Source organism: Rhodococcus sp. WB9 (genome assembly GCF_007558985.1).
Lineage (GTDB): Bacteria > Actinomycetota > Actinomycetes > Mycobacteriales > Mycobacteriaceae > Rhodococcus_F > Rhodococcus_F opacus.
This window is the reverse complement of the sequence record NZ_CP041769.1, coordinates 524,249-546,684: the sequence shown is the minus strand read 5'-3', so window position 1 is coordinate 546,684 and position 22,436 is coordinate 524,249. Positions and strand designations below refer to the sequence as shown.

11 protein-coding genes are annotated in these 22,436 nt (G+C 68.2%); 3 read left to right on the top strand and 8 right to left on the bottom strand.

Annotation, left to right across the window (positions count from 1 at the left end; genetic code table 11):
- The first annotated feature begins 25 nt into the window (after nt 1-25).
- From FND50_RS02630 to FND50_RS02620, 3 genes are all read left to right on the top strand, one after another.
- Complete coding sequence (locus FND50_RS02630) at nt 26-3,262, top strand: arabinosyltransferase domain-containing protein (protein ID WP_144284668.1); 3,237 nt, start codon at nt 26-28, stop codon at nt 3,260-3,262.
- Between the two features lie 66 nt (nt 3,263-3,328).
- Nucleotides 3,329-6,652 (top strand): arabinosyltransferase domain-containing protein, encoded by a 3,324-nt coding sequence (locus FND50_RS02625; protein ID WP_144284667.1) that lies wholly within the window; start codon nt 3,329-3,331, stop codon nt 6,650-6,652.
- A gap of 223 nt (nt 6,653-6,875) precedes the next feature.
- The gene (locus tag FND50_RS02620; RefSeq protein ID WP_144284666.1) at nt 6,876-7,850 is read left to right on the top strand and encodes a hypothetical protein; all 975 of its coding nucleotides are present in this window, start codon (nt 6,876-6,878) and stop codon (nt 7,848-7,850) included.
- Between the two features lie 20 nt (nt 7,851-7,870).
- Here the strand turns inward: FND50_RS02620 and FND50_RS02615 are convergent, their stop codons facing one another.
- From FND50_RS02615 to FND50_RS02580, 8 genes are all read right to left on the bottom strand, one after another.
- The gene (locus FND50_RS02615) at nt 7,871-9,415 is read right to left on the bottom strand and encodes an acyl-CoA carboxylase subunit beta (protein WP_005565873.1); all 1,545 of its coding nucleotides are present in this window, start codon (nt 9,413-9,415) and stop codon (nt 7,871-7,873) included.
- Nucleotides 9,412-14,388: a polyketide synthase Pks13 gene (gene pks13 / locus FND50_RS02610; protein WP_144284665.1), complete on the bottom strand. Its 4,977-nt coding sequence runs from the start codon at nt 14,386-14,388 to the stop codon at nt 9,412-9,414. The genes FND50_RS02615 and pks13 overlap by 4 nt, the downstream gene beginning before the upstream one ends.
- A gap of 73 nt (nt 14,389-14,461) precedes the next feature.
- Nucleotides 14,462-16,357: a long-chain-fatty-acid--AMP ligase FadD32 gene (gene fadD32, locus FND50_RS02605; protein ID WP_144284664.1), complete on the bottom strand. Its 1,896-nt coding sequence runs from the start codon at nt 16,355-16,357 to the stop codon at nt 14,462-14,464.
- A 187-nt stretch (nt 16,358-16,544) separates the two neighbouring features.
- Nucleotides 16,545-17,534 (bottom strand): LLM class F420-dependent oxidoreductase, encoded by a 990-nt coding sequence (locus FND50_RS02600; RefSeq protein WP_005248835.1) that lies wholly within the window; start codon nt 17,532-17,534, stop codon nt 16,545-16,547.
- 194 nt (nt 17,535-17,728) lie between these two features.
- Nucleotides 17,729-18,709: a cutinase family protein gene (locus FND50_RS02595; protein ID WP_144284663.1), complete on the bottom strand. Its 981-nt coding sequence runs from the start codon at nt 18,707-18,709 to the stop codon at nt 17,729-17,731.
- A 6-nt stretch (nt 18,710-18,715) separates the two neighbouring features.
- Complete coding sequence (locus FND50_RS02590; protein ID WP_065488638.1) at nt 18,716-19,285, bottom strand: DUF732 domain-containing protein; 570 nt, start codon at nt 19,283-19,285, stop codon at nt 18,716-18,718.
- Between the two features lie 126 nt (nt 19,286-19,411).
- On the bottom strand, nt 19,412-21,298 hold the full coding sequence (locus FND50_RS02585) for an alpha/beta hydrolase-fold protein (RefSeq protein WP_144284662.1): 1,887 nt from the start codon (nt 21,296-21,298) through the stop codon (nt 19,412-19,414).
- A gap of 131 nt (nt 21,299-21,429) precedes the next feature.
- The gene (locus tag FND50_RS02580) at nt 21,430-22,425 is read right to left on the bottom strand and encodes an alpha/beta hydrolase family protein (protein ID WP_081792230.1); all 996 of its coding nucleotides are present in this window, start codon (nt 22,423-22,425) and stop codon (nt 21,430-21,432) included.
- Nucleotides 22,426-22,436 lie beyond the last annotated feature (11 nt).

The window sequence follows — 22,436 nt, the reverse complement described above, 5'->3', positions numbered from 1 at the left end:
AGCCACCATCGCCTAACATCGTTCTGTGCCGTCCCAATCCCCGCCGCCTGACCTTCGGACCATCCGCACTTCCCGGCTCGTCGCGATCGTCACCGGCCTGATCGGGTTCGTGCTCGCGCTGGCCACCCCGTTCCTGCCGGTGAAGCAGGACGTCGCGTCGATCGACTGGCCGCAGGACGGCACCCTGAACAGCGTCGAGGCGCCGCTGGTCTCGTACACACCGCTGGACATGCAGGTGAACGTGCCGTGCTCGGTGTTCACCCAACTCGGACCCGACGGCGGCACCGTCGTCTCCACCCTCCCGAATCGCGCGCCCGACTTCGAGAAGAACGGTCTCGTCGTGAAGGGGGGCGCCGGCGGCACGGTCGACGTCACGATCCGCGGCATCTCCCTGATCTCGGCGGACGCCGCGGACCTCCGGGGCTGCACCGCCCTCACCGTCACATCCGACCATCAGCGGACGTCGGCCGAGATCACCGGCACCGCCGAACCCCTCGCCGGTTCCGTCGAGGGCGATCAGCGCCCGCAGATGGTCGGCCTGTTCACCGAACTGCAGGGCGCGGCGCCGGCGGATTTGAACGTGCACGTCCACCCCGACTCCCGATTCTCGTCCAGCCCCACACTGCTCAAACTGCTGGCGATGATCGTGTGCGTCCTCGCGACACTGACTTCGCTGTACGCGTTGCACCGCGTGGACGGCATCGACGGCCGCCGCGCGCGCCGCTTCCTTCCCGCGCACTGGTGGAAGTTCACCGGTGTCGACGCGGTCGTGATCGGGACGCTGCTGCTGTGGCACGTGGTCGGCGCCAACACCTCCGACGACGGCTACCTCCTCGGCATGGCCCGCGTGTCGGAGCATTCCGGCTACATGGCCAACTACTTCCGCTGGTTCGGCGTCCCCGAGGCACCGTTCGGATGGTCGTACGAACTCCTCGCGGCGCTGGCGAAGGTGAGCACCGCGAGCATGTGGATGCGACTGCCGACGCTCCTCGCCGCCCTCCTCTGCTGGATGGTGATCAGCCGCGAGGTCATTCCCCGCCTCGGTGTGGCCGTGCGCCGCAACAGAACTGCCCTCTGGACCGGCGGACTGGTCTTCCTCGCGTTCTGGTTGCCCTACGACAACGGGCTGCGTCCCGAACCGGTCATCGCGCTCGGCGCCCTCCTCACGTGGTGTTCCATCGAGCGCGCCATCGCCACCGGACGACTCCTCCCCGGTGCCGTCGCCGTGCTCATCGCCGCGTTCTCCCTCGCGGCCGGACCGTCGGGCCTGATCTGTATCGCCGCCCTGATCGCGGGCGCGCGGCCGATCCTGCAGATCGTGATCGCACGGGGCCACCGGGTGGGATTCGCGTCCCAGATCCTGCCGATCCTCGCCGCCGGAACCGTGGTGATGGTGGCGGTCTTCGCGGATCAGACACTCGCGACCGTGCTCGAGTCGACGCGCGTCCGCACCGCCCTCGGCCCCAACGTGGCCTGGTTCGACGAGCGGCTGCGGTGGGATTCACTCATGGGGATCTCGCCGGACGGCTCGCTGGCCCGCCGATTCGGCGTGTTCGTGATGCTGCTGTGCGTCGTGGTCTGCGTGATGCTGATCCTGCGCAAGGGGAAGGTGCCCGGGACCGCGATCGGACCGTCCCGCCGCATCCTCGGCATCGTGTTCGCGTCACTGCTGCTGATGATGTTCACGCCCACCAAGTGGACCCACCACTTCGGTGTGTACGCGGGTCTCGCCGGCTCGGTCGCGGTGCTAGCGGCGGTCGGGGTGGGTGCCGCGAGCATCCGCTCCAAACGGAACCGCACCCTGTTCGCCGCGGGGGTCCTGTTCATCCTCGCGGTCGCGTTCACCAGCTCCAACGGCTGGTGGTACGTGTCCAGCTACGGCGTCCCGTGGTGGGACAAGCCGCCGATGATCGCGGGCAAGGGCTTCTCCACGCTGTTCCTGGGACTCACCGTGCTCACGCTGCTCCTCGCCGCCTGGTACCACGTCCGCGAACCGTACGAGAACGGCAGGAAACCCAACGGCAAGCGTGCCCGGATGCTGGCGCCGTCGCCGCTGACCGTCGCGGCCGGGGCCGTTGTCCTGTTCGAGGTGCTGTCGCTGCTGAAGGGGGCCGTCGCGCAATACCCCGGGTACTCCATCGCCAAAGCCAACATCGAGTCGGTGACCGGCAACTCGTGTGCGCTCGCCGACGAGGTCCTCGTCGAGACCGACCCCACCGCCGCCCTGCTACAGCCGCTCACCCCGGTCACCGACCCGAACGGCGCAGGCGCATTCGGCACGACCGCCGCGGAAGGCTTCACCCCCAACGGCATCGCCGACGACCTCACCGCCGACTCCGAGAAGATCGCCACCGGCGGCGCGAACACCGTCGACACCGAGACCGACGAGACGACGACGGGCACCAGCTCGGGCACCGGTGGCGGCACCGAGGCCACCGCCGGAGTCAACGGCAGCACCGTCACTCTGCCGTTCGGCCTCGACCCCGCCCGGACACCGGTCCTCGGCAGCTACCAGCAAGGCGGGGAGCAGAAGCCCGCCTCCCTCACCACCGGCTGGTACGGGCTGCCCGACCGCAGCGACGATGCACCGATCCTCACCATCTCGGCCGCCGGACGCATCCGGTCGGTCGACGCGGACGGCGTCGTCACCCCCGGCCAGAGCCTGAAGGTCGAGTACGGGGTCACCGGTCCCGACGGGTCCGTCACCGCGCTCGGCACCGTCGACCCGATCGACATCGGACCGTCCCCGTCGTGGCGCAACCTGCGCGTGCCGCTCGACCAGCTGCCCGCCGAGGCGAACACGGTCCGGCTCGTCGCGGACGACCCGGACACCGACCCGGGCCAGTGGCTGGCGGTCACGCCGCCCCGGGTGCCGTCGATGCAGACACTGCAGACCGTCGTCGGCTCCAGCGACCCCGTGCTCCTCGACTGGGCCGTCGGGCTCGCGTTCCCCTGCCAGCGGCCCTTCGACCACCGCTACGGCGTCGCCGAGGTCCCGCAGTGGCGCGTCCTCCCCGACCGCATCGGTGCCGAGTCCACCAATGCCTGGCAGGACAAGTTCGGCGGCGGCCCGCTGGGCTGGACCGACCAGCTGCTGTCGGCGAGCACCCTGGCCACCTACCTGTCGAACGACTGGGACCGCGACTGGGGCTCGCTCGAGCGGTACACCCCGCTCGACGAGTCGGCGACGCCCGCGCAGGTCGAATCCGAACAGGTGACCAGGTCGGGTACCTGGTCGGCCGGACCGGTGCGCTACTACTAGACGTGTCCCTACCCTCTGGTAGGCGGCAATATGCCTACTCAGGTTCCTGACATACCATCGACAACCGTGCCCGACGCTCTGACAACTTCCGTCTCCGACGCCGAATCCACTTCGCCACCTGCTCGCCAGGACCGGCGGAGTGAGTACCGGACCGCTCGTCTGATCGCCATCGTCACCGGACTCATCGGGTTCGTGCTGGCAGTGGCCACCCCGTTCATGCCGGTGCAGCAGACCACCGCAGCGGTGAACTGGCCGGAGAACGGCGTCGTCGGCGACCTCGAGGCACCGCTGATGTCGCAGGTCCCGGTCGACCTGTCGGCGGCGATCCCGTGTTCGGCGGTGGCCGGGCTGCCCCCGCAGGGCGGAATCCTGCTGGCCACGGCCCCCGCGCAGGGCGAGGGTGCGGCACTGAACGCGATGTTCGTGCGGGTGTCGGACAAGTCCGTGGACGTGCTCGACCGCAACGTCACCATCGCGACGGCGCCGCGCGAACAGGTGCAGTCGGGCGCCTGCACCGAGATCCGCATCACGTCGAACATCGACGCGACGTCCGCCGAGTTCGTGGGTCTGACCACTCCGACCGGTGACCCGATCGCCGGTTCCCTCACCGGCGACCTCCGCCCGCAGGTGGTGGGCGTGTTCAGCGACCTCCGCGACGGGGCGGCACCGGCAGGCCTGTCGTTCACGATGAACGTGGACTCCCGATTCTCGTCGAGCCCCACGCTCATCAAGCTCGTCGCCATGATCGTGGCCCTCCTCGCCACGGCCATTGCCCTGGTCGCCCTCGGCCGCCTCGACGGCACGGACGGGCGCGGGCACCGCAACTTCCTGCCGTCGCACTGGTGGAAATTCACCGGACTCGACACGATCGTCGTGGGCACGCTGGTGCTGTGGCACTTCATCGGCGCCAACACGTCCGACGACGGCTACCTGCTCACCATGGCCCGGGTCTCCGACCACGCCGGCTACATGGCCAACTACTTCCGCTGGTTCGGTGTCCCCGAGGCACCGTTCGGCTGGTACTACGACGTCCTCGCCGCGATGGCCAAGATCTCGACGGCCAGCCCGTTCATGCGACTGCCCGCCCTCATCGCCGGCATTCTGTGCTGGATGGTGATCAGCCGGGAGGTCGCTCCCCGCCTCGGCCGGTCCGTCCGGCGCAACAAGGTCGCTCTGTGGACCGGCGGACTCGTCTTCCTCGCGTTCTGGCTGCCCTACAACAACGGCCTGCGGCCCGAGCCCATCGTGGCGCTCGGCGCCCTGCTCACGTGGTGCTCCATCGAGCGTTCCATCGCGACCGGACGTCTCCTCCCCGCGGCTGTCGCCGTGCTGATCGGCGCGTTCACGCTCGCGGCCGCGCCGACGGGACTGATGTGTGTGGCCGCCCTGCTCGCCGGCGCCCGTCCGCTCGTCCGGATCGTCGTCAAGCGCCACCGCCAGGTGGGCACGCTGCCGCTGCTGGCTCCGATCGCGGCCGCGGGCACGATCGTCCTGGTCGTGGTGTTCGCCGACCAGACTGTCGCCGCGGTGATGGAGGCCACCCGGGTCCGCACCCTGATCGGCCCGAACCTCGAGTGGTACAAGGACTTCCTGCGCTACTACTACCTCTTCGTCCCGACCGTCGACGGTTCGGTGGCTCGCCGCTTCGCGTTCCTGACGATGATCCTGTGCCTGCTGACGACGCTGTTCATCCTGTTGCGCCGCAAGCGGATCCCCGGCGCCGCCACCGGCCCGTCGTGGCGTCTGCTCGGTGTCGTGTTCGGCACGATCTTCTTCATGATGTTCAACCCCACCAAGTGGACCCACCATTTCGGGGCGTACGCGGGCATCGCCGGTTCCCTGGCCGCACTCACCGCCGTCGCGGTGTCGGCGTCCGCGCTGCGGTCGCGCCGCAACCGCACGATCTTCCTCGCCGGCCTGCTCCTCATGCTGGCCCTGACGTTCGCGGGCATCAACGGCTACTGGTACGTCTCGAGCTACGGCGTGCCGTGGTTCGACAAGACCGTCTCCATCGGCGGCCGCCAGTCCAACACGTTCTTCCTCGTCCTGTTCGGGCTGGCCGTCGCACTGGCCGCCTGGCAGTACCTGCGTGAGGGATTCGCCGCGCCACCCGCCCGCGCCAACACCGAGAAGGGCAGGCGGATCAGGAAATTCGCGGCCGCCCCGCTCACCGTTATCGCCGGCATCATGGTGCTGTTCGAAGTCCTCTCGCTCCTCAAGGGCGCCGTCTCCCAGTACCCGGCGTACTCGCTGGCACGGTCGAACTTCGACTCCCTCACCGGGCAGACGTGCGGCCTCGCCGAGGACGTCCTCGTCGAAGGCGACACCAACGGCGGCAACCTCACACCCCTCAACGATCCCGCGCAGCCGCTGGCGAACCCCGCCGACCCGCTCGGCGGAGCCAACCCCGTCGGCTTCTCCCCCAACGGGGTGCCGTCCGACCTGACCGCCGACTACGTCGAGGTCAAGCAGGGCATGGGCAACACCGACAACCAGAGCGTCGGGCCCAGCTTCGAGACCGGATCGAGCGCGGGAACCAGCGGCGGCACCGGAAACGTCGGCGTCAACGGCAGCACCGCCAAGCTGCCGTTCGGACTCGACCCCGCCACCACACCCGTCATGGGCAGCTACCAGGAAGGCGTGCAGGAACCGGCGACGCTGTCGTCCAGCTGGTACGCACTCCCCGAGCGCAGCGACGACGCCCCGCTGATCGTCATGTCCGCCGCGGGCCGCATCTGGTCGGTCGACTCGACCGGCGCCCTCACCTACGGTCAGTCACTGCTCCTCGAATACGGCAAGCGTCAGCCCGACGGCACCGTGCAGGCCCAGGGCACCTACCTGCCCAAGGACATCGGGCCCGCACCGTCGTGGCGCAACCTGCGCGTCCCGATCAGCGAACTGTCCCCCGACGCCGACTCCGTGCGGATCGTCGCCAACGACCCCAACCTCACCGGCGACCAGTGGCTGGCCTTCACCCCGCCGCGGGTCCCGAAGCTCGAGACCCTCAACTCGACGATCGGCAGCTCGCAGCCGGTGCTCCTGGACTGGGCCGTCGGGCTGCAGTTCCCGTGCCAGCGTCCATTCGACCACCAGTACGGTGTCGCGGAGATGCCGAACTACCGCATCCTCCCCGACCGCCCGCTGGCCGTCAGCTCCACCGACACCTGGCAGTCCCCGGAGAACGGTGGCCCCCTCGGCTTCACCGAACTGCTCGCCAGCGCCACCGCTATCCCCACCTACATGCGGGACGACTGGGGCCGCGACTGGGGCTCCCTCGAGCGCTTCGACCGGTACTACCCGGACGCCACCGCGGCCACGGTCGACACCGAGACCGCCACCCGATCCGGACTGTGGAAGCCGGGCACCCTGCGGGTGTACAGCAGCCCGTAGACCTGCCTGTTCGCTCCTGCTCTGCTTGCTTGCGTCGCCCGATGTCACACGCGTTCACTCTGACTGAACGAATGTCACATCGGGCGCCGCGCTGGGCGGGCCGACACGGCGAAACGGCTCCGCCGCCCGCGGAGTTGTCCACAACCGTCCGTCCATCCACAGGGCAATTTCCGACGTGGGCTTTCCGGCGACGGTCCGATTCGCCCGCGGCATGCTCTGACCCATGCGACGAGGAACCTGGGCCGAAGATCCTTCTGCGATAGCCGCCGTCAGCCGCGACGGTGTGGTCCGCGCGGCCACCCTGGAACGGCTGGGTGTCGCGAAGGGCACCATCTCCGCACGCTGCGCCGACGGCGGTCCCTGGCAGCGGATCCTCCCCGGCGTCGTCCTGCTCCACAACGGGCCACCGACGACGCTGCAGCGCAATCTGGCGGCGCTCGAATACGGCGGTCCGGACGCGTTGCTGTCCGGTCACGCCGCGCTCGCCGCGTTCGGCTACACCTCGTCGGCGTCCCGGAACGACGTGCTGCTGCTCATCCCGTCCACCCGGCACCGCCGGGACTGGGCGTACGTGAAGGTCGAGCGGACTTGGCGCATGCCCGCACCAGTCCACCGGGGGCTCCTGCGCCTCGCTCCCCCGGCGCGCAGCCTCCTGGACGCCGGACGTCGCACGCTTCAGGCCGACAGCTGTCGGGCGCTCCTCGCCGGCGGGATCCAGCGCGGCGACGTGACTGTCAACGAACTCGTTCGTGAACTCGAGCACGGCAGCGACCGCGGAAGCCGCCTGCCCCGCGCGGTCTTGCGTGAACTGAGCGACGACGCGCATTCCGTCGCCGAGGTGCACGCGCAGAAGGTGTATGCGACGAGCGGTCTTCCGCCGATGTTGCACAACGTGGACGTCCTGTCCGCCGCCGGGCTGTGGATCACACGTCCCGACGGCTGGCTGGACGACGTCGCCGTCGCCTGGGAGATCGACTCGCTGAAGTACCACTTCTCGCCGGAACTCCACGAGGCGACGATGAGGCGGCGGGCGCGTATGCAGCGCGAGGGCATCGTCGTCGTGACGCACCTGCCGAAGCAGATTCAGGCCGACCCGGCGACAGTGCTCGCCGACCTCCGCGCGGCGCACACGCGGGCGGCGTCGCGCCCCCGGCCGCCGGTGTTCGTCCACACCGAACCCAAGCTGCGGTCGGCATGAGTCACTGCCGCGGTGGCGACCTACAGAGGCATCAGATCGTGCTTGCGCGGGTTGCGCTGCACCTTCTTGTCGCGCAGCATCGTCAGCGCCTTGCGGATCTCGAGCCGGGTGGTGGCGGGCTCGATGACGGCGTCGATGTAGCCACGCTCTGCCGCGATGTACGGCGTCGCGATGTTCTCGTTGTAGAAGTTGATCAGCTGCCTGCGAACCGCGGGAGCGTTCTCACCCGCGGCCTCGATCTGCCTACGCCCGATGAGGTCGACAGCACCCTCCGCACCCATTACCGCGATGCGGGCGGTCGGCCACGCGAAGTTGATGTCGGCGCCCAGCTGCTTCGAGCCCATGACGGCGTACGCGCCGCCGTACGCCTTGCGGATCACGACGGTCACCTTCGGGACCGTCGCCGTCACGAACGCGAAGATGAACCGGCCACCACGCTTGATGACGCCGATCCGCTCCTGCTCGAGGCCGGGAAGGAACCCGGGCGTGTCGACCGCGAACACCAGCGGGATGTCGAAGGCGTCGCAGATACGGATGAAATGTGCGGCCTTGTCCGAGGCCTGGGCGTCCAGCGCGCCCGCCGCGACCAGCGGCTGGTTCGCGATCACCCCGACCGTACGCCCGTCCACGCGGGCGAAGCCGGTGATGATGTTCAGCGCCACCTGCCCGCCGATCTCGTGGAACTCGCCGTCGTCGAAGATCCGCAGCAGGATGTCGTGCATGTCGTAGCCGGCGTTGTCGGCGTCCGGGATGAACGTGTCGAGGTCGCGGTCGGAGTCCGTGATCTCCGGTTCGAGACCCGGGTTGACCACCGGCGGCTTCTCCATGCAACTCGACGGCAGGAAGCTGAGGTACTTGCGCACCCACTCGAACGCGGCCTTCTCGTCGGCCGCCACATGGTGCAGGTTGCCGTACTGCGCCTGGTTCCGGGCGCCACCGAGTTCCTCCAGGCTGACGTCCTCACCGGTGATCTTCCGGACCACGTCGGGCCCGGTGACGAACATGTACGACTCCTCGGTGGCCACCAGGACGTCGGTGTTGATCGGCGCGTAGACCGCGCCGCCCGCGCACTTGCCGAGGATCATCGAGATCTGCGGGCACATCCCCGACAGCGGTTCCTGCCGACGGCCGAGCTCCGCGTACCAGGCCAGCGACGTCACCGCGTCCTGCACCCGGGCACCGCCCGAGTCGTTGATGCCGACGCAGGGGCAGCCGATCTTGGCGGCGAACTCCATGATCGCGGCGACCTTGCGGCCGAACATCTCGCCGACGGAACCGCCGAACACGGTCTGATCGTGCGAGAACACCGCGACCGGTCGTCCCTCGACGGTCCCGTGGCCCGTGACGACGCCGTCGCTGTACAGGGCACCCGGATCACCGGGCTGGCGCATCAGGCCGCCGACCTCGATGAAACTTCCCGGGTCGAGCAGCATGTCGATGCGTTCGCGCGCGCTCGGAATACCCTTCTTCGCGCGCTTGGCGATAGCCTGTTCGCCCGCGGGTTCCTTCGCCGTTTCGAGCTTTTCGCGCAGTTCGGCAAGCTTCTCTGCGGTCGTGGTGGTCACTGATGCGCTCCGGTTCCGGCGGCCTGGATCGCCGCCAGCTTCTTGGTGAGGTCGGCACCGACCTTCGCGATGTACGGCTCGTCGACGATCTGGATGTGATCGCCGCCCACGTGGATGATCTCCAGGTTCTTCACCGCGTCGCCCCAGCCGCCGTCCGGCTTCCGGGTCTTGAACGCGGGCTCCAGGTTCATCACGTCGTCGTGGTAGCGGTCGGCCATGTACAGGACGACGTCGCCGTCGTACTGCTCCAGCTCGGCGGTCTGGATGGCCCGGTTGTCGAGCCACGACGTGCGCTGGTGCTCGATGATTCCACCCGGAATCTTCGTACCACTCAGCTTGAGCAGTTCCGTCAGGATCTTGATCTGCTCTTCGTCGCTCTCCGCCGCTGCGAGCTTGTCGTACGGCAGCGGGTAGTCCACGTTGTACGTCTTCTTCGCGAACGCGGCGTACCGCTGCCAGCGCTTACGGATCTCGTCGGGGGTGTCCTCGACCTTCTCCCCGGCCATCACCGTGTCGATCAGGCCGACGATCCGGACGTCCGCGCCCGACTCGCGCAGCAGCTTCGCCACCGCGTAGGCCAGCACACCGCCCAGCGACCAGCCGTACAGCACATACGGTCCGTCACCCTGGATCTCACGGATCAGCGGCAGGTACTCCGCCGCGCGGACCTCGATCGGACCCTCGGTGCGCTCGAACCCGTACATCGGCGTGCCCTCGGGCAGACGCTTCAGCAACGGCTCGTACGCGACCGTCGAACCACCGGCCGGGTGGAACACGAACACGGGGACGGCATCCGATCCTTCCGGGCGGGCCCGCAGCGCACGGACCAGTCCGTCGATCTTGCCGGAATCCTCGAGGAATCCGCGCACCACATTGGCGAGTTCCTCGATGGTGGTGGAGTCGAGAACGTCGTCGAACGTGATCTCACCGTTCGCGCGTTCCGACAACCGAGCCGCCAGCTTCTCCGCCGTCTCGTCGTTCAGGATCGGCAGCGTGTTGAAGATGCCCTTCGCGGACTCGCCGGTGACGACGGCCCACGTGGCGAACGTCAGACGCTCGGCGGCGTCGCGGGGCGGAACGTCGGAACCGGTCGCGTCGGCGAACGCTTCCTTGCTGTCCACGGCGGCCGCCTCAGGAGTAGCAGCCGTCTCCGGCACCGGCGTCGCGGCGAGGATCGCCTCGGCCTCGGCCTCCACGGACGTGTTTTCCGCGTCGAGCGGAGACGCGGCGCCCTCGGATTCACGAGCGGCCTCCGCGTCACGGTCGGCCTCCGCCGCCTCCGCGGCCTCCTCCGCTTCCTTCTCAGCCTTCTGCTTGTCCGCCAGCGCCTGCACCTCTTCGCGGTTCTCGACCGCGTAACGCAGGTACTTGCCGACCTCCATCAGATTCGCGTCCCGGACCGCCTGCAACTGCAGCTGCGGGATGTCGAACTCGTACTCGACGCGGTTCTTGATGCGGACGGCCATCAGCGAGTCGAGGCCCAGCTCGATGAGCGGGATCTCGGCGGGCAGGTCTTCCGGGGCGTAGCCCATGGACTCGGCGACGATCAGCGCGAGACGGTCTTCGAGGGTCTGCGAACCGTTCGGGTCCCACTTCTCGCCGATGTCCTCGACGACCTCGGGCAGCTCCTCGACCGGGGAGGTCGACTGCACCGGCGGCGCGACGACCGGCTCGGGCAACGCCGCACCGGACGTGACGGCGGCATCGAACAGCAGCGTGAAACTCGGGCCGCTCTTCGCGTGCACCTGCAGCGACGCGCCACCCGGATGCGGGTTGAGCGTGGTGGTGAGCGTGCCCTCCGCGTGAGCGTGAGCGTGCAGGACGGACGCGGCGAGCGTCACGTCCGACAGCACCTGCGACGCGGCGGCGGTGACCAGTGCGGGCAGGTCGGTGACCGCGCCGGCCTGGACCTCCCACACGTGGCGGCCGTCGGGCAGCGACACGTGCGCACCGGGGACACGGGTGTTGCCGCTGGAGTCGATGCGGGTCTCCACCCAGTACGGCTTGCGGATCCACGCGGTACGCGGAACGGACGCGAAGTCGCCCTCGGGGAGCAGCGACGACAGGTCGACGGCGTGCCCGTGCACGTACAGCTGCGCGAGCGCCGCGAGGACACCGAGCGGCTCGTCCTCCTTGCGCTTGAGCGTCTGGATGAGCTGCATGTCGTGCAGGCCGGCATCGAACGCGGTGGCGGCCACCGACATCAGGGCCACCGGGTTGGGCGCCAGCTCCACGAACGTGGTGTGCCCGCTGCCCACGGCGAGGCGGACGGCGTTGGTGAAGTACACGCTGTGGCGCAGGCCCTTGGTCCAGTACTCCTCGCGGTGGATCGGCTCGTGGCCGGCGCGGTAATACGTGTCCTGGTCGACCGAGGAGTACACGCCCAACTTCAGCTTGGTCGGCTCGATGCCCGCCAGTTCCGCGGCCAGCTCGCCCAGCAGCGGATCCACCTGGGAGGTGTGGCTGGCGCCCTTCGTCTTAAGCACGCGGGCCATTTTCTCCTCGCCCTCGGCGCGCGCGACGATCGCGTTGACCTCGGGCTCGGGGCCACCGATCACGGTGTGCGTCGGGGCCGCGTACACGCAGACCTCGAGGTGCGGGAAGTCGGTGAGGACGGTCTCGATCTCGGACGCGCTGTACTCGACGAGCGCCATCAGACGGATGTCGTCGCCCTCGAGCGTGGCCTCGGCCTCGCCCATGAGGCGGGACCGGGCGCAGATCACCCGCACCGCGTCCTCGAGCGGCAGACCACCCGAGATGTACGCGGCGGCAGCCTCGCCCATCGAGTGCCCGACCACGGCCTCGGGCTCGGCGCCGTGGTGACGCAGCAGGGCCGCCAGACCGATCTGGATGGTGAAGATACCGACCTGGGAGGTCTCGACGTCGTAGTCGATCGCGTCGTCGAGGAACTTCTCCTTCATGGAGTAGCCGGCCTCGTCCTCGATCAGCGCGTCGACCTCGTCGATGGCGGCGGCGAAGACCGGGTTCTCCAGGTAGAGCTGCTTGGCCATCTTGCGGTGCTGCGAACCGAAGCCCGACAGGACCCAGACGGCGCCCTTCGACGACGGCGAATCCGCCGAGAACACACCTTGCCCGGGCTTCCCGGCGGCGATGGCGCGCAGCCCGGTGACAGCCTCGGAGCGGGTCTTCGCCAGGACGACGGCGCGCGAGCGGCCGTGGTTGCGGCGGGCGAGAGCACGCGCGACATCGGCGAGCGGAGTGGTGCTGCCCTCTTCGGTCTCCAGCCAGTCGGCCAGATCCGCGGCGGCCCGGCGGCGACGCGACGGCAGCGCACCGGACACCGCGAGCACGACCGTCTGCTCGACGGCCTCCGACACCGATTCCTCGGTGGGAACAGCGGGCTCGGTGACCTCGGCCGCGTCGTCCGCGGCGGGTCCGGTGTACTCACGCACGACGACGTGCGCGTTGGTGCCACCGAAACCGAACCCGGACACACCGGCGACGGCCGTGCCCGTGTAGCGCGGCCACGCCGCACCCTCGGGAATGACCTGCAGGTGCGCCTTGTCGAACGCGATGTACGGGTTGGGTCCGGCGAAGTTCAGCGTTGGCGGAAGTGTGTCCTCCCGCATCGACAGCACGACCTTGATCAGGCCCGCCGCACCTGCGGCGGCCTCGAGGTGACCGAAGTTGGTCTTGGCCGAGCCGAGCAGCGCGGGCTTGTCGTCGGCGCGGCCACGACCGACGACGCGTCCGAGCGCATCTGCCTCGATGGGGTCGCCGAGGATGGTGCCGGTGCCGTGCGCCTCGATGTAGTCGACGCCGGCCGGGTTGATGCCCGCGTCCCGGTACGCGTGCCGCAGGACGTCGGCCTGCGCGTCGGGGTTCGGGGCCGCGAGACCGTTGGAGCGGCCGTCCTGGTTGACCGCGCTACCGGCGATGACGGCGAGGATCTCGTCGCCGTCACGCTCGGCGTCCTCGAGACGCTTGAGGACGACGAGGCCGCCACCCTCGGCTCGGATCATGCCGTCGGCGTCGGAGGAGAACGCCTTGATGCGGCCGTTGGGGGCCATCACACCCAGCTGGTCGAAGCCCAGCGTGGCGGGCGGCGCGACGAGCATGTTGACGCCACCGGCGAGCGCGAGATCCGACTCACCGGACCGCAGCGAGCGCACCGCCTGGTGCACCGCGACGAGCGACGACGAGCACGCCGTGTCGAGGGCGATGGACGGTCCGCGGAAGTCGTAGAAGTAGGAAACCCGGTTGGCGACGATGGACGTCGACGTACCGGTCAGCGCATACGGGTGCGCGTGGACGGGGTCGCTGACCGCGAGCAACTGGTAGTCGTTGGCCGAGCTACCGATGAACACACCGACCTGCTCACCCTTGAGGTCGCTGGCCGGGATGCGGGCGTGCTCGAGGGCCTCCCACGTCAGTTCCATCGCGAGGCGCTGCTGGGGGTCGACGTTCGCGACCTCCAGCGGGGACATCGCGAAGAACTCCGCGTCGAATGTCTTCACGTCGTCGAGGTAGCCGCCCTGCGTGTTGGCCTTCTCGACGGCCGCCTTGATCTGCGGGTCGGAGGTGAACTCCTCCCATCGACCCTCGGGCAGGTCGGAGATGCCGTCGCGGCCCTCCGCGAGCATCTGCCACATCTCGGCGGGAGTCTTACCCGCGCCGGGGAAGCGGGAGGCCAGACCCACGATCGCGATGTCGTGTGCGTCCGACGTCGGCACCGACGCGTAGTACGCGGCGTCGGCGGAGTCGTCGGGCTGCTCGGGTTCGCCCTCGATGATGCGGGTGGCCAGCGACGCGATGGTGGGGTGCTGGTAGGCGACCGTCGCGGTGAGCGTGACGCCGACCAGTTCCTCGATCTCGCCGCTGAGCGCGACCGCGTCGCGAGACGAAAGACCGAACTCTTCCATCGGACGGTCGTCGGTGATCTGACCGACCGGCTGCCCGGTTGCGTCGGCAATCCAGTTGCGCAGCCACTCGCGCAGCTGCGCGACCGTCATGTCACCTGTGCTGCTGGTCCGGTCATCATCTTTTTCAGCCATCAACTCACCAAGCTACCCGTCAGGAAGTGGACTATTCGGAAACGCTATCGGGGAAGGCCGTCTGCGTGTATCCGCCGCGCAGGGTGCCTTCGATGTAGCTCGCCTTGCACGCGCGGCGGGCGATCTTGCCGCTCGACGTACGAGGAATCGAGCCCGCGGGCACCAGCAAGATGTCGCGCGCGGTGACCCCGTGCCTGCTCGACAACGCCGCCCGCACCGTGTCCGCGATCGGCTGGGGGTCGGCCTTGCCCGCACCCGGTGCGCGCTCGGCCACGATCACGAGCTGCTCGGAGGAGTCGCCCGCGTCGTAATTCAGACCCGAGTGCGTGTTCTCGAACACAACGGCGGGCAGCTGGTTCGCCGGGACCGCGAACGCGGCGACGAAACCGGGGCGCAGCGCGGTGCTCGCCTCCTGCGCCGAGTACTCGAGGTCCTGCGGGTAATGGTTGCGGCCGTCGACGATCACGAGGTCCTTGACGCGGCCCGTGATGAACAACTCACCGTCGATATACACGCCGTAGTCGCCGGTCCGCATCCAGTTGGCGTCCTCGGGCGTGCCCTCCGCGTGGCTGCCCTCGGCGAGCCGGTTGGTGAGCTTGTTGTGGAACGTCTCGGCGGTCTCGTCGGTACGACCCCAGTACCCGATGCCGATGTTCTCGCCGTGCAACCAGATCTCACCGACCCGGTCGTCGGGCTGCTCGATGCGCGACTCCGGGTCCACGATGGCAGCCCACTGGCTGCGCGCCACGTACCCGCAGGACACCTGCGGAATGGCGTTCTCGGCGTCCTGGTCCACCTTCACGACGCGACCGGCGTTGAGCTCGTCACGATCGACGTAGATGACGCGGGCCTCGTCCGAGTGCCGGGTGGAGGACACGAACAAGGTGGCCTCGGCCATGCCGTACGACGGCTTGATCGCCGTCTTCGGCAGCCCGTACGGCGCGAACGCCTCGTTGAACTTGCGCATCGACGACGTGGTCACCGGCTCGCTGCCGTTGATCAGGCCGATCACGTTGCTCAGATCGAGGCTCTCACCGTTCTTCGGCAGACCGCGGGCGGCCGCGTGCTCGAACGCGAAGTTCGGTGCGGCCGCGAACGTGCCCGCACCGTCGGACACCGCTGCCAGTTCCTTGATCCACCGGTACGGCCGCTGCACGAACGCGCGCGGACTCATGATGGTGATGTACTTGCCGCCCAGGGCGGGCAGGATGACCGTCAGCAGACCCATGTCGTGGAACAGCGGCAGCCACGTGACGCCACGCGAGTTCTCGTTGAGCTCGATGGAGTCGACCATCTGCAGCGCGTTCGTGCCGACGGCGCGGTGCGTGATCTCCACACCGGCGGGCACACGGGTGGAACCGGACGTGTACTGCAGATACGCGATGTCGTCGAGATCGATCTCAGGGCGCACCCAGGACTCGCCGACGCTGTCCGGGATGGCGTCGACGGCGATGATGCGGGGACGCTCGGCGGCCGGGAGGGACCGGAAGAACTGCCGAACACCCGCGGCGGAGGAGGTGGCCGTGAGGATGGCGGCAGGCGTGCAGTCACCGAGAACGGCGTGCAGACGGTCGGTGTGGCCGGGTTCGTCGGGGTCGAACAGCGGCACCGAGATCGTTCCGGCGTGGATGGCGGCAAAGAAGGAGATGACGTAGTCGAGACCCTGCGGCGCCAGGACCGCGACACGATCGCCGGGCTTGGTGACCTGCTGGAGGCGCGCCGCGACGGCCCGCAACCGGTGGCCGAACTGTTCCCAGGTCAGCTCCTGCGCTTCGCCGTCTCGGTCCCGCGAATAATCGATGTAGCGGTATGCCAACTCGTCCGAGTTCTCCCGGGTGTGCCGCTGGACGTAGTCGACCAGCGTGCTTCCCGAGTCGAGCCTGATATGGCCCTTCTCGTCGATAAAATCATCGAACTTCGCGTTCATTCCATCTCCTCCGAAGCGATCACACAGGCATGCCACCGGCATGACTGCGCCCCAGACTTCCTTCGCCGAATCGGATCTTGTACAACTCGTGGGGAATGACGTAACACGCCACTCACCCGAATAAGTTCATCGATTCCAAACCATCGATATGTTACAGATTGGCATCGCCGCCCTCGGTACGCTGCGTCTACTCGCCCTTCAGTTGCGAGATGATCGGCGCGAACGCATCCATCTGTGTGGGGAACACACCGACGTAAGACATTGTCGTCTTTTCTCGCACCATACGTATCTGATCGGCGATCTCCTCGAAGCTTCCGATCGCAAGATACGGCGAGCTCAGGATGTCTTCGACGGACAGCTTCGTGTCGACCTCGATGTTGGGCGGGAAGCCCTGATCGAGTGCGGCGAGCGCCATCTCCGCGGTCTGCTCACGGTCGTCGGTGATGACGATGGTGGTGATCGTCCAGTTCAGTTCGATGTCGTCGAACCGGTCACCGGCAGCTTCCCGGATACGGTCGACGCGCTCCATCGTCTTCTCGAGCGTGACACCCGAGAGCAGGAGCTTGCCTTCCTTACTGGTGGGCGTCGCCACGGAGATGATGTCGGCGTACTTGGCCGCGAGCGCCAGCATCTTGGGGCCGCCGCCGCCGACGGCAATCGGGGGACGCGGGCCCTGCCGCGGCCGCGGGCTGCCGGTCAGGCCCTTGATCTGGTAGTACTTGCCGTCGAAGTTGCACTCCTGGCCGCGCAGCAGCACGTCGAGGATCTGCAGGGTCTCCTCGAGCTTGGCGATCCGGATGCCCGGGCGCTCGTAGTCGATGCCGCCCTTGTCGAACTCTTCCTTCATCCAGCCGGCTCCGATGCCGAGTTCGAGGCGGCCACCCGACAGCACGTCGATGGTGGCGGCGTCCTTGGCGAGGATCGCCGGGTGCCGGAAGCCGTTGGCCAGGACGGCGGTGCCGAGCCGGATCTTGTCCGTGGCGATCGCGAGTGCGCCGAGAGCGGCGATCGGTCCCACCTGGTTACCCAGGTGGTCGGGGATCATGAAGCTGTCGAACCCGAGTTCCTCGGCCTTCTGCGCAAGCTTGACGAACCGACGCGCGCCGCCCTCGTCCGCGTTGCCCTCTCCGCCTGCCGCGAATCGGAACTTACGCAACGAGCTGGCGTCGGAACTCATGAATAGCTTCTCCTGTAGTGAAACGCCCGCGTTTCAGGACGTGAACATCGGTGGGGTCGGGCACCGGTGATGCCGCAACAGTGCAGCACTCTACCGGTGCCGAGAAACGCACACTACCGGCCAGTACGCGTCTCGCCTATCTGTTTGGGACGTTTCACGGCTCACCGACCACGGTGAACCCACCCGCCACAAAATCAACTGTGTGCCGGGGTCGGGGCGGCGTCTATCTTCTCGGCAGCCCATCCGGCGATCCACTGCGTGGCCGTCGTGCCGGAGTCGTCGACGACGTACGAGTTGTACATCGCGTGGACCGGGTTGTTGTTGTACTCGAGCAGACGCAGACCGCTTCCGATCCAGTTGCTCGGTTTCAACGCCTGCGCCGGGGCGTCGCAGATTCCGTCCGTCGGGGCGCAGATCTCGACCGCCCGGTCCGTGAGATCACCGAAACCGCCGGGGCGCGGGCCGGTCATTGTGATACCCGGGATCTGCAGACCGGCCAACGACAGTTCGGCTCCGACCCCCGTGACGGGCCGGCCGACATTCGTGGCGGCGGCCGGGTCGCGGCGGCCGTCGGCGATGAGCCCGACACCCAGCACGAGATCTGCCGGAACAGGACCGTCACCTGCACCGATGCTCGACGCGACGTCGCCGGCGATGACGGCGCCCTGGGAGAAGCCGGTGAGCAGGAAGCTGGTCAGCGGGCACTCGGCGTGACGACGAATCAGGATGTCGTTGGTGGCGGCCGTGCCTGCGCCGCGGCTGTTGTTGTACGACTGCTGCCCGTCCGGCGGGAAGGCGATCGGGTTGGAGAACTGGGCGACGTAGGGAACCGTGTACACGTCGGCGCGCGACGGCTCGAACTGCTCCTGCAGCGGCCGCGACACGTTGAGCATCAGCGACGCCGGATTGGCAGTCGGGTTGTACGGGTCGTCCGTCGGGCTGGACTCCCACGTGCCCGGGACGACCACCACCTGGACGTCGGGGCAGCTCGCCGGCTGGGCGTTGGGACGCTCGGGACCGGGCGGGGTCGGGATCGGCTTGGGCAGCCGCCCTGCGAGGAGATACCAGAGCGCGATCACTGCGAGGAGAATCACCAGCAGGATCACGATCAGCACCATCAGCTTGCGCAGGAGGCTGCTCTTCTTCTTCCGCGTTCCGCGCCCGGTCAACGACATCGGCGTCTACTTGCAGTAGGTCGCGTGGGCGACATCCATGTAGGTCTGGGCGTTGGCCGTCGCCTGCTCCTGGGTCAGTTCCTGACCGGCAGCGGACGCCTCGGTGCCGACCATCGCTGTGACGAACACCATCGCTTCGGCGTCGCTCTTGCCTTCGGCCTTGGCCTGGCAGATGAAGTCGGCGGTGCTCACGGCCATGGTGCCGTCGGCGGCCGGCTCGATGCCCTTGGCCTTCAGCGCGTCGAGGAACTTCTGGCCTTCGGCGCTGACCGGGACCTCGCTGGGGCCGGGGAAGTCGCCCGGAACTTCCTCGGGCTGCTCCGGCGGCGCCGTCGCCGCCTCACCCGGGCTCGTCACCGGCGCGGAGGCCGAGGCGCTCGCGCTGGGCGCGGCGGACGCCGAGCTCTCGGCGGAACTGGACGCCGCAGCCGACGTCGTGGCGCTGGTGGACGGGTTCGACGTCGCCGTGGAATCGTCGCTGCCGCACCCGACCAACAATCCGCTCGCTGCGACGGCGAGCGCGCCTACGGCGATCGCCCGTCGGAAGGTGGTGCTGATACGTGAGTGCTGCGGCATCTATTTCCGTCCTTGCTTTCCAAGTCGTTGTCTCTCGACAGGGTACAGACGCAGATCGGGCGGAAGCCTGGTCCGCCGGACCCGGCCCCGCCCGCTGCGCGTGAGATTTCTACTGCGATCCGGCCATCAGTGAATCTCGGCCTTGTTGTCGATCACTGTGACGTAACCGGTCTGGAAGTTCTGTTGAACGCCGCCGGGGATGGCGAACTTGTCGCTGATCGGGAAGCCGAGCCGGCCGCCCTCGTAGCCGGCACTCTTCCAGGCGTCGAAGATCGGTCCGTTCTCGACGGCCCATGCACCCGACAGCGGGCTCCAGTAGATGTTGCCGCCCTCGAACTGGTTGAACCGGCCGCCGTCCTTGACGGCGATCTCACTGGTCTTCGGGAATCCGAGCCACCCGCCCTCGTAACCGAGTTCGGCGTACTTGCCCATGATCATTCCCTGCACGCGGTGGGTGCCGTTCGCGGGACTGAAGTACATGGCGCCGATCTCGAAGCCCTGCACCGCGCCGTCCTTGCCTGGCGTCGGAATTTCCTCGGCCACGGGGTATCCGAGCGGTCCGCCCTCCCAGCCCTGTCGTGCCCACTCGTCGCGGATCGCGCCGCGGACGGCGTGCGCCCCGGTCTGCGGCGACCAGTAGACGGACCCGTGCTCGAAGTGGTTGAAGCGGCCGCGACCGTCGGGGGTGGCCAATTCGGGGGTCGTCGGGTAGCCGAGCGGCCCACCCGGACCACCGGTCGCCTGGTAGACGCCGCCGATGGCGCCGGCCACCGGCTGCGCGCCGGTGTCGGACTTGGCGAAGATCCGGCCGTTGCGGAAGTCCTGCACCGTTCCGCCCGCGAGGCTGTACTCGGGGGTCAGGCAGTCGCCGATCCACGGGTTCGCGCCGGCGACCCCGGCGATGGAACCGCCTGTGGCGCACACCGGCTTGTCGGGTTCGACGTCGACGGCGCCGGCGAGCTGCGGCCACAGCTGGTGGAGCTCGAACTGCCAGTACGGCCACGAGTGTGTGCCGGACGGCCGGTAGTTGACCTGGGCGGGGATGCCCAGCTTGTTGAGCTTGGTCGCGAACGTCTGGGACGTGAGCCGCGACAGGATCTCGAGGCCCATACCCGCGTAATTGGTGCTGACGCCCGGAATTCCGGACGGCTGGTCGTACGGGCCGGTGGTTCCGCTACCGCTGGAGATGTACAGGCTGACGCCCTTGAGCTTGTCGGCCAGCAGGTAGGGGTCGTGCTCTTCCCACGCCGAACTGGTCGGGGGTCCCCACATCGCGTCCGCGTCGAATCCGCCTGCGTCGCTCATCGCGTACGCGACGGCCTGCGGCATCCCGAGCGCGGTGGTGGTGAGCATGCCGGACAGCGACGCGGCGAACGTGAAGAATCCCTGGTTGCGGGCCGCGAGGAACATCGCGGACGTGCCGCCCATCGAGAGTCCGATGACGCCGCGTGTCTGCGTGGTGCGCCAGTCGCTTTCGAGGATCGGGGGCAGTTCCTTCGTGAGGAATGTCTCCCACTGGTAGTTCTGACCGTTGTCCTGGGCCACCCAGTCGGAGTAGAAGCTGGACTGGCCGCCGACCGGGAGGACGACGTTGATGTTCTTGTCGGCGAAGAACGACTCGGCGTCGGTCTCGAGCGTCCAGCCGTTCTCGTTGTCCTGCGCGCGGAGACCGTCGAGCATGTAGACGGACGGGAACTTCTCCGTGGGCTTCGAGTTCCAGTCGCGCGCAAGCAGCATCTGCACCTGGATGGGCACGCCCATCGACGGAGAGTTGATCCAGATCGCCACGCGACGGTCGGTGAGCCAGTCGACGTGATGGATCGTCGCGCCGCCCGGAGCCTGCGTGGCCACCGGAGCCTGCGCGGCGACCGGCGCAGCCGAGACGGTGGCGGTCTGGGTGAACCCGACCGCCACCGGCACCACGAGCACAGCGGCAAGCGAGGCCAGCGTCCGCCTTCGAACATTTCGGGCCGACGAACGCTGACGTTCTGCCTTGAACAGGCCTACTCGCATGACGTTCACTCTCTCTCTGCGCGTCGAGGCCAACACGGAGCACGGCCTCGCGTTCCGGTTCTTTCTACACGCAAACGACAGACGAGTGGGAGTGCCGCGCTGTTACAGCTGGTGCAATTGTTACTTCCGAGCTACCCGATCGTGTTGCCGAGGTCGCCCGCCAGATCGTGGATCTGCTGCTGCCAGTAACGCCACGTGTGGATGCCGCGGGGCGGGAAGCTGTAGGTGACGTTCTTCGCGCCGAGGGTCGCCATCTTGACCTGGAAGGCACGGGTGTTCGCCAGCGACAGCGCCTCGAGGCTCGCACCGGTGCTCGCGTTGAAGACGTCCATGAATCCGGTCGGTGCGGCTCCGCCGGGCGCGGGGATGCCGTTGGCGGCCGACACCCACAGGCGGGTGTTGTTGTCGCGAAGCTTGTTCGCGAACACGAACGGGTCGTTGCGCAGCCACGCCGGGTTCCACGGCGGGCCCCACATCGCGTCGACGTTGTAGCGGCCGGCGTCGAGCATTGCGATGCGGATGGCCTCACGCATGCCGGGAGCCGAGATGTTCAGGTACCCGGACAGCGAGCCCGCGTAGTTGAACTGATCGGGGTGGTAGGCGGCGAGGGTCAGGGCGGCGCTGCCACCCATCGACAGGCCGATGACACCGTTACGGGTGGACTGGAATCCAAGGCGATTCGCCAGTGCGTCGCGAAGTTCCTGAGTGAGGAACGTCTCCCACTTGTACGGGGTCTTCTGGCCGTTGAGGTTCGAGTTCGAGATCCAGTCGGAGTAGAAGCTGGACTGCCCGCCGACCGGCTGGACGACGTTGATGTTCTGCGAGGCGAGGAACGGGCCCGCGTCGGTGTTGACCTCCCAGCCGCTCAGGTCGTCTTGCGCGCGCAGACCGTCGAGCAGGTAGACCACCCGGTTGGTGTTGCCGTCGGCGGCCCGCCAGATGCGGCTCTTGATCGGGCCCATGGCGGAATCGACCCAGAAGTCCTGCGCGGCGGGGTCGAAGGCGGCGGATGCGGTTGCGCCGCCGCCCACCATGGTCACGCCCAGCGGCAGTGCGACCGCCAGAGCAATTGCGGCGGCAGTACGCCTGGCCCATCCGCTTGTTCTCGTCGAACCCCCAACACGCATGAACTCGTCTT

Coding starts and splice junctions, on each gene's coding strand:
- FND50_RS02620 (WP_144284666.1), top strand. CDS start 6,876: ATGCGACGAGGAACCTGGGCCGAAGATCCTTCTGCGATAGCCGCCGTC.
- FND50_RS02590 (WP_065488638.1), bottom strand. CDS start 19,285: ATGCCGCAGCACTCACGTATCAGCACCACCTTCCGACGGGCGATCGCC.
- pks13 (WP_144284665.1), bottom strand. CDS start 14,388: ATGACGGTCGCGCAGCTGCGCGAGTGGCTGCGCAACTGGATTGCCGAC.
- FND50_RS02595 (WP_144284663.1), bottom strand. CDS start 18,709: ATGTCGTTGACCGGGCGCGGAACGCGGAAGAAGAAGAGCAGCCTCCTG.
- FND50_RS02580 (WP_081792230.1), bottom strand. CDS start 22,425: ATGCGTGTTGGGGGTTCGACGAGAACAAGCGGATGGGCCAGGCGTACT.
- fadD32 (WP_144284664.1), bottom strand. CDS start 16,357: ATGAACGCGAAGTTCGATGATTTTATCGACGAGAAGGGCCATATCAGG.
- FND50_RS02585 (WP_144284662.1), bottom strand. CDS start 21,298: ATGCGAGTAGGCCTGTTCAAGGCAGAACGTCAGCGTTCGTCGGCCCGA.
- FND50_RS02600 (WP_005248835.1), bottom strand. CDS start 17,534: ATGAGTTCCGACGCCAGCTCGTTGCGTAAGTTCCGATTCGCGGCAGGC.